Genomic DNA, 6,560 nt, shown 5'->3' with positions numbered 1-6,560 from the left:
ATTTTTTTAAAAAAAAATAACCTCTTACCCGCCGCCTGCCGGGGGGAAGAGGACGACGAGATCGTCATTGTTGAGTGTGGTATCAAAGCCATTGAGAAAGCTGATATTCCGTCCATTTACCAGGATATTCACAAAATCTTTCAGCTCCCGCCTACCCTCCTCAAAGATCTCATCAGACAGCCCGGGGTACTTCTCCATAAGAATTGTCAGGAGATGGGAGATGGTGGATCCTTCCTCCAACTCCTCAGTAAACTTTGAATCCATGATATTTCTGAGCGTGGCAAATGCCTTGACAGTTACCTGCATGCCAGATCCCTCTCCATCGTTTGGTATACGTCTCTCTGCATCGGGCGTAGCCGGCACGGGACGCATCCCGAACCGGACAGCCGATGTGTTTATTTCAGACCAAGTTCACGCAGCTTCTCATCCGTTGGTACTCCATCTGCATCCCAGCCCCGGACACGGTAGTACTCACTGAGGAGAGGTTCACGTTCCCAGACCCGGCCCTTTGGTCCGCCTTCCCGGAGTGGTTCTGTCAGCAGGCGTTTTGGAAGGGTATCATCTGCTTTTGTATAACCGACCTTGATATTGAAGAGCTTCTGGAGGTTCCAGATCCGCTCTCCGATCGTAAGGAAGGAAGCGGCATCGAGATCAAATCCCGTTGTGGCGGCAGTCAGATCCGCAAAGTCGGTGGCATCAAGGGCAAATGAGCTGAAGAGGCACATCCCTGAGGCATCAATTGCAGCAGTGAAATCCTGGAATGTCCGGACCCATCCTGCTTTGCCGTCATTGGTATAGGGATCGAGTTTTTCTGGTGCACCAAGCACCTCAGGAGAGATCATATATCCATAGACATGATCTCCGCCACGATTTGATGTTGCATAGGAGAGACCATGCCCCTGAAGGCCACGGGGATCATATGCTGGGAGATCCTGCTTTTTTACACTCATTGAGAGCTCAGGATGGCCGTGCCGTTCTGCAAAACGGTATGAACCATCGGTCAGTTCTGCTCCAAACCCTTCCCTGAGACCGATCTGCCTGACCAGATCAATAAGACCATCAGCGTCCCCAAATACCGGACCTTCGTTGATATAGCCCTTTTCCCGCATCTCCATGGCACAGGCAATTGCAGTCGGGGTACCGATCGCATCAAGACCGAGTTTGTTGCATTCCCAGGATGCCTTAATTACGGTATTGAGATCGTCAATCCCGAGATTTGCCCCAAATGCCCAGATCGGTTCATATTCCGGCCCTTCGTTGACAACACCGTCAACTTCACAGACACGGGAACACTTCACTATACATGCAAAACACCCGGCATTCTTCTTCAGGACAGTCTCTGCCATCCGCTCACCGGAGATATTCTCTGCCTTCTCGAAATGAGCAGTCTGGAAGTTATGGGTCGGGAGGATATAATTTTCATTGATGATATTGACGAGAACGGCAGTTCCATAGGCGGTAAGTGCCTGGCAGATACCATTCTCCTGAAGCTTTGTTCTGATGCGCTCTTTTACGACATTTAACCGATCTGTATCTGCCTCATCGATCCTGAGATTGCCTGTCGCAACAACGGCCTTGACATTCTTCGATCCAAGAACCGCTCCCGCACCGCTCCGGCCTGCTGCACGATCATGATCGTTGATCACACAGGCAAGGAGACTCTTCTTCTCTCCTGCCGGGCCGATACAGGCGATCTTTGCCTTCTTGTCACCGAGATCAGAGAGGAATGCATCGGTTGTCGCATGAACATCCATCCCCCAGTAGGAGGAGGCGTCCCGCAGTTCGGCGGCACCTTCGTTCAGGTACAGATATACCGGCTTTGCTGAGCGTCCTTCAAAGACAACAGCATCGAATCCGGCTTTCTTGATCTTCCATCCGAAGGTTCCGCCACTGTTTGCCGACATCAGTGTATTATTGAGTGGAGATTTCGTGCTCACCTCATACCGGCTTCCAAGAGGAATGCCGGTTCCGGTCGTTGGGCCTGATGCGAAGACGAAGATATTCTCAGGTGAGAGGGGATCAACGAGGGGATCCATTCTATCCGAGATGATCTTCGTTCCAAAACCACGGCCACCGAGATACTCTCTCTTGAGGTCAGTAGGTGTCTCCCGTATATCGATCGTACCAGTGGTGAGATCGACATAGGCAATCTTTCCAGCATATCCATCCATCTGTGTCATAACCAATACCTCCTATTCAAAAAAGGATGGGAATATGACTCAGTTCTCTATGCCCATCCAACAGGGTACCTGACAGGCACCCTGATTTGAGGATTTAGTTGATGAACTTAATAATGTTTTGGATATGCCATAAGAAATTGCACTGAGAACAAAGCGTAAAATATTGCATAGAGACTATTTTTTACCCATTTTCTGGATCAACACTCGATCTCCGAAGAGAGATTCACCGCTTTTCAACTGGCATGTACGTTTTGAAGAGGATGGGAGGTCTCTGTCACTCAGGGCCTTTCTCCCTCATGAGAATCGCCCCAGCCAGATAGAGGAAGAGCGATATGAGCGCCATCTGAATAAAAAGGCCTATTGAAAGGGCAATTATGAACCAGATACCATATCCGGTTTCCCCGGCAGTTCCAAGGAGCCCGGCAATCGCATCAAAGAGTATCCCCGGAAGCGGCAGCCGGTCTGCAAAGAGTGGAAGCGGGCTTCCGTCCCGGATTTCAGGGTTGACAAAGAAGGCAAAGAAGAGCGGAATCTGAAGAACAGATCCAATGGAGAGTACAGTCAAACGGATCTTTTGGGAGAGCAGCTCCCAAAAGAGAAGATAGGGAAGAAGAAGTGCAGTTACAGAGATCAGTCCATATGATCCGAGGATGGCAAGTGTCAGCCCCATATCAGCCGGGCCCTGTGGATACAGCATATCTGCCAGAAGACTGCCACCAATTGTGCCGAGGAATGCCAGAAGAAGAACGACCAGGTACACAATCTGTCGGGAACGCATCTGCACAACCATACCGAAGAGTCGATAGAGCAGAAACGGAGAGAGGAGAATCGCGGCGAGTGCAAGGAGAAGACGATAGGCCATCCCAATCATCACCCCTGTCCGGCCAGCCACCGATATGAGAAGAAGAGCATAACAGCTCCTGTTGCAAGCGAGACAAAGGCCGCCCGGTCGATTGAGACCGAATGGAACACCCGGATGCCACAGAACGTCAGCAGAATAAACAGAATGATGAGAAGAGCACTTAACCAGACATTCGGAATGAGAACAACAGCCCAGAACAATGGAATAGTTACAGACAGGGCATAGACTGCGGTTTTCATCGTCATCTCAAAGCTTTTTTTCACATCAACAAAGAGCAGGAAGAAGTGCTCGATGAGGCTGGTTGCAAGCAACACAACTGCCCCGGTGAGAAGCCCGATTGTGAGAACAATTGTGAAAGGAAGAAGAAACACAACATCAAAAGCAGCACCACCCTCATGAAGCATCATCAGAAATGATGCGAAGTAGACAAGGATCACAATCCCAAAGTACAGGAGGAGATCATTTCGCAGGGGTTTTCCTTCAAGCTGCTCAAAAGAGCGGATAATTGTGTTGAATATGTTATTCGATGACATTAGAGTACTCCAAAACCACAGTCAGGACTTCAGGTGAATTTCAAGCTTCATCCATTCACGATCATGTGTAATACCGCGAGCGTCTCCGCAGGCGTTCCCTTCCTCCCGACCAGAGTGACCTCAACCCGCTCAAGGAGTGACCGATAGTACTGCTGCCGGATTCCTGCTTTATACCCGCTCTTCACCAGCAGGTGGGGATTGAAATATGAATTTGTTTCAAGTATGAACAATGCCTCTTCTGTCGATAGCCGCCGCACCCCTTCAGCATCGGGTGTCAGGATCAAAAGACGCCTGAGTGTTGTCAGAGGAAAGATCCGGCCTTTTCCTATTGCCCACCGCAGATCCACAACAGCCCGGCCTTCTGCATCGTAATCTGCCTTCTGAAGCAATGGTGCAAACTCCGGCCATGCCGCCGCCAGATCCGCCCGGATATAGAAGTTCTTCTCAGACGAGTAAGCCAGTACTTCATCCCCAAAGATCCGGAAGAAGAACCAGTCATCAGCAATCGCACGAACCGTCGGATCCAGCAGAAAACCATAGGTCTGGGTTGTCTTTCCTGCACCCGACATCCCAACAATTGCAAACCCCTCGCCATTCCGGTCAAGACAGGCACCATGGCAGGAGGCGATCCCGTGGCCATCTTCGAGGATATCACCAGAGAGACCAAGCGCAATCGACTTGACCCAGCCATAGTAGGTCATATTATAGAGGAACGCGGTCTTTGAGAGGGAATCATACCGGACCGCATTCTCGGGAAACGCATCATCATGCAGGACAAAGAGGCGGCCATGCGAGCGGATCGACTGGGATGCAAAGAAGAAATTCTCAGAGAAACGATGCTTCACGGCATTTGAATCCGTGAGCAGTTTGATGCAGCAGCCATATATCTCGGATCTGACCTCATACAGCTTTGAACGATCAACTGCTCCGATCAGTCTGTCCTTCTCAGCCGAATCGATCAGTACTATCTCATACCCCATAAAGAGGAGATGGGAGGGGAGATCTGAAGAACCCTTCCGTCAGGCCGTCTCGACCTTCTCGGCATCCTCAAGACCAAGCTCTTCGATTGCGGTCTGTCGCATTTTGAACTTCTGAATCTTGCCGGAGATGGTCATCGGGAAGCTATCGACGAACTTGTAGTACCGTGGCACCTTATAATGGGCGATCTTTCCTTTGCAGAACTCCCGGATATCAGCTTCATTGAGAATATTTCCGTTCTCAACCTTCACCCAGGCCATCAGCTCCTCACCGTATTTGATATCAGGGACACCGATGATGTAGGCATCAGCGATCTTCGGATGGTGGTGCAGGAACTCCTCGATCTCACGGGGATAGATATTCTCACCGCCCCGGATCACCATCTCCTTCAGTCTGCCGACGATCCTGATGTACCCCTCCTCATCCATCACACCAAGGTCGCCGGTATGGTTCCAGCGGTTTGCATCGATCGTCGAATGGGTTGCACTGGGATTATTGTAGTAGCACTTCATCACCATGTATCCGCGTGCACATATCTCCCCGGGCTCTCCCCTGGATACGATCTTTCCGGTCTTTGGGTCAATGAGCTTCAGCTCGGTATGCGGCATCACCCTGCCGACGGTCGCAACCCTCCGCTCCAGGGGATCATGAACCGTTGACATCGTGACTCCGGGAGCTGTCTCGGTCTGACCGTAGACGATCACAATCTCGGACATATGCATCCGGGTGTTCACCTCCTTCATCACCTCGATCGGACAGGGGGAGCCGGCCATGATCCCTGTCCTGAGAGTATCGAGCTTATAGTAATGGAAGTTTGGCAGTGCGAGTTCTGCAATAAACATCGTCGGCACACCATGTACTGCGGTACACTGCTCATTCTGGATCGCCTGAAGCACCGCATCAGCACTGAAGACGGGGGCAGGCAGCACCATCGTTGACCCATGAGTCACACAGGCGAGGTTTGAGAGGACCATACCAAAACAGTGATAGAACGGCACAGGAATACAGAGCCTGTCCTTCTCTGAAAACCGCATCCCCTCACCGATCACAAAACCATTGTTCAGGATGCTATGATGGGAGAGGACGACACCTTTTGGATACCCGGTGGTGCCGGATGTGTACTGAATATTGATCGGATCGTCAAATTCAAGGATCTCTTCTCGCTCATCAAGCTCCTCAGGAGAGATATCATCTGCCATCTCTTGAATTTCACTCCATCTGAACATGCCGTTGTATGGGATGTCACCCATAAAGATCACATTCTTCAGAAAGGGAAACTTGACAGAGTTGATCCGTCCGGCACGTGAATCAAAAGCCTCGGGGCAGGCCTCATAGAACATACCGACATAATCGGACGTCTTGAACCGGCCCTGAATAATCAGTGTCTGCACCTCGGCCTGTTTGAGAGCATACTCAAGCTCATAGGTCCGGTATGCCGGATTGATATTCACCATGATAGCCCCGATCTTTGCCGTGGCAAACTGAACGATCACCCATTCGGCATAATTTAAGGACCATATCGCCACACGGTTGCCGCGCTCCACCCCAAGTGCCATGAGACCACGGGCAAACACGTCCACCTCACGAAGAAACTCCCGATAGGTATACCGGACCCCCTGATGAACCGAGACGAGCGCCTCGGTATCGGGGTATTTCGCGGCTATAGTATTGAGCATCGAGCCTATCGTCTCTCCTCTCAGTGGCATCTCTGACACCCCGCATGTATAACTGCCTTGCACCATTCCTTTATTCGTACTGATTACAGGAGAAAAAAGATATCGGATTAGTAGTTCGGAATATTTAAATTAAGGCACGTCCATTAATTACAAGACAGGAACGGGGTCGTGGCCTAGTCCGGTATGGCGACGGGCTCCAGCGGTCTTGGCGTATGATGAACAATCGGGTCTGCTGATTGATTGAGATGATGACCCGTTGGAGCGCTGATGCTATTGTATCCGCTCATACGCTTGTCGGAGAGACCCGTCGATCGTGAGTTCAAATCTCACC

General features: G+C 50.8%; 6 protein-coding genes. All 6 read right to left on the bottom strand.

All coding sequences use genetic code 11. The features are described from left to right. Positions 1–24: 24 nt before the first annotated feature. Positions 25–306, bottom strand: coding sequence for a ubiquitin-like small modifier protein 1 (locus Q7V06_RS00520; RefSeq protein WP_304836477.1), 282 nt, complete (start codon positions 304–306; stop codon positions 25–27). 89 nt (positions 307–395) lie between these two features. After that, on the bottom strand, positions 396–2,180 hold the full coding sequence (locus Q7V06_RS00515; protein ID WP_370650785.1) for an aldehyde ferredoxin oxidoreductase family protein: 1,785 nt from the start codon (positions 2,178–2,180) through the stop codon (positions 396–398). A 274-nt stretch (positions 2,181–2,454) separates the two neighbouring features. Next, on the bottom strand, positions 2,455–3,072 hold the full coding sequence (locus tag Q7V06_RS00510) for a hypothetical protein (RefSeq protein WP_304836475.1): 618 nt from the start codon (positions 3,070–3,072) through the stop codon (positions 2,455–2,457). Beyond that, complete coding sequence (locus tag Q7V06_RS00505; protein ID WP_304836473.1) at positions 3,051–3,575, bottom strand: hypothetical protein; 525 nt, start codon at positions 3,573–3,575, stop codon at positions 3,051–3,053. The genes Q7V06_RS00510 and Q7V06_RS00505 overlap by 22 nt, the downstream gene beginning before the upstream one ends. A gap of 47 nt (positions 3,576–3,622) precedes the next feature. Next, complete coding sequence (locus tag Q7V06_RS00500) at positions 3,623–4,555, bottom strand: aldolase (RefSeq protein ID WP_304836471.1); 933 nt, start codon at positions 4,553–4,555, stop codon at positions 3,623–3,625. Positions 4,556–4,594: 39 nt separating this feature from the next. Further along, positions 4,595–6,295, bottom strand: coding sequence for an AMP-binding protein (locus Q7V06_RS00495; protein ID WP_304836469.1), 1,701 nt, complete (start codon positions 6,293–6,295; stop codon positions 4,595–4,597). Between the last annotated feature and the right edge of the window lie 265 nt (positions 6,296–6,560).

Origin of the sequence: Methanocalculus sp. (genome assembly GCF_030651615.1) — an archaeon.
Taxonomy (GTDB): Archaea; Halobacteriota; Methanomicrobia; order Methanomicrobiales; family Methanocorpusculaceae; genus Methanocalculus.
The sequence above is the reverse complement of the archived record's forward strand: the minus strand, read 5'-3'. Positions and strand labels throughout refer to the sequence as shown.

Coding starts and splice junctions, on each gene's coding strand:
- Q7V06_RS00500 (WP_304836471.1), bottom strand. CDS start 4,555: ATGGGGTATGAGATAGTACTGATCGATTCGGCTGAGAAGGACAGACTG.
- Q7V06_RS00505 (WP_304836473.1), bottom strand. CDS start 3,575: ATGTCATCGAATAACATATTCAACACAATTATCCGCTCTTTTGAGCAG.
- Q7V06_RS00520 (WP_304836477.1), bottom strand. CDS start 306: ATGCAGGTAACTGTCAAGGCATTTGCCACGCTCAGAAATATCATGGAT.
- Q7V06_RS00495 (WP_304836469.1), bottom strand. CDS start 6,295: ATGGTGCAAGGCAGTTATACATGCGGGGTGTCAGAGATGCCACTGAGA.
- Q7V06_RS00515 (WP_370650785.1), bottom strand. CDS start 2,180: ATGACACAGATGGATGGATATGCTGGAAAGATTGCCTATGTCGATCTC.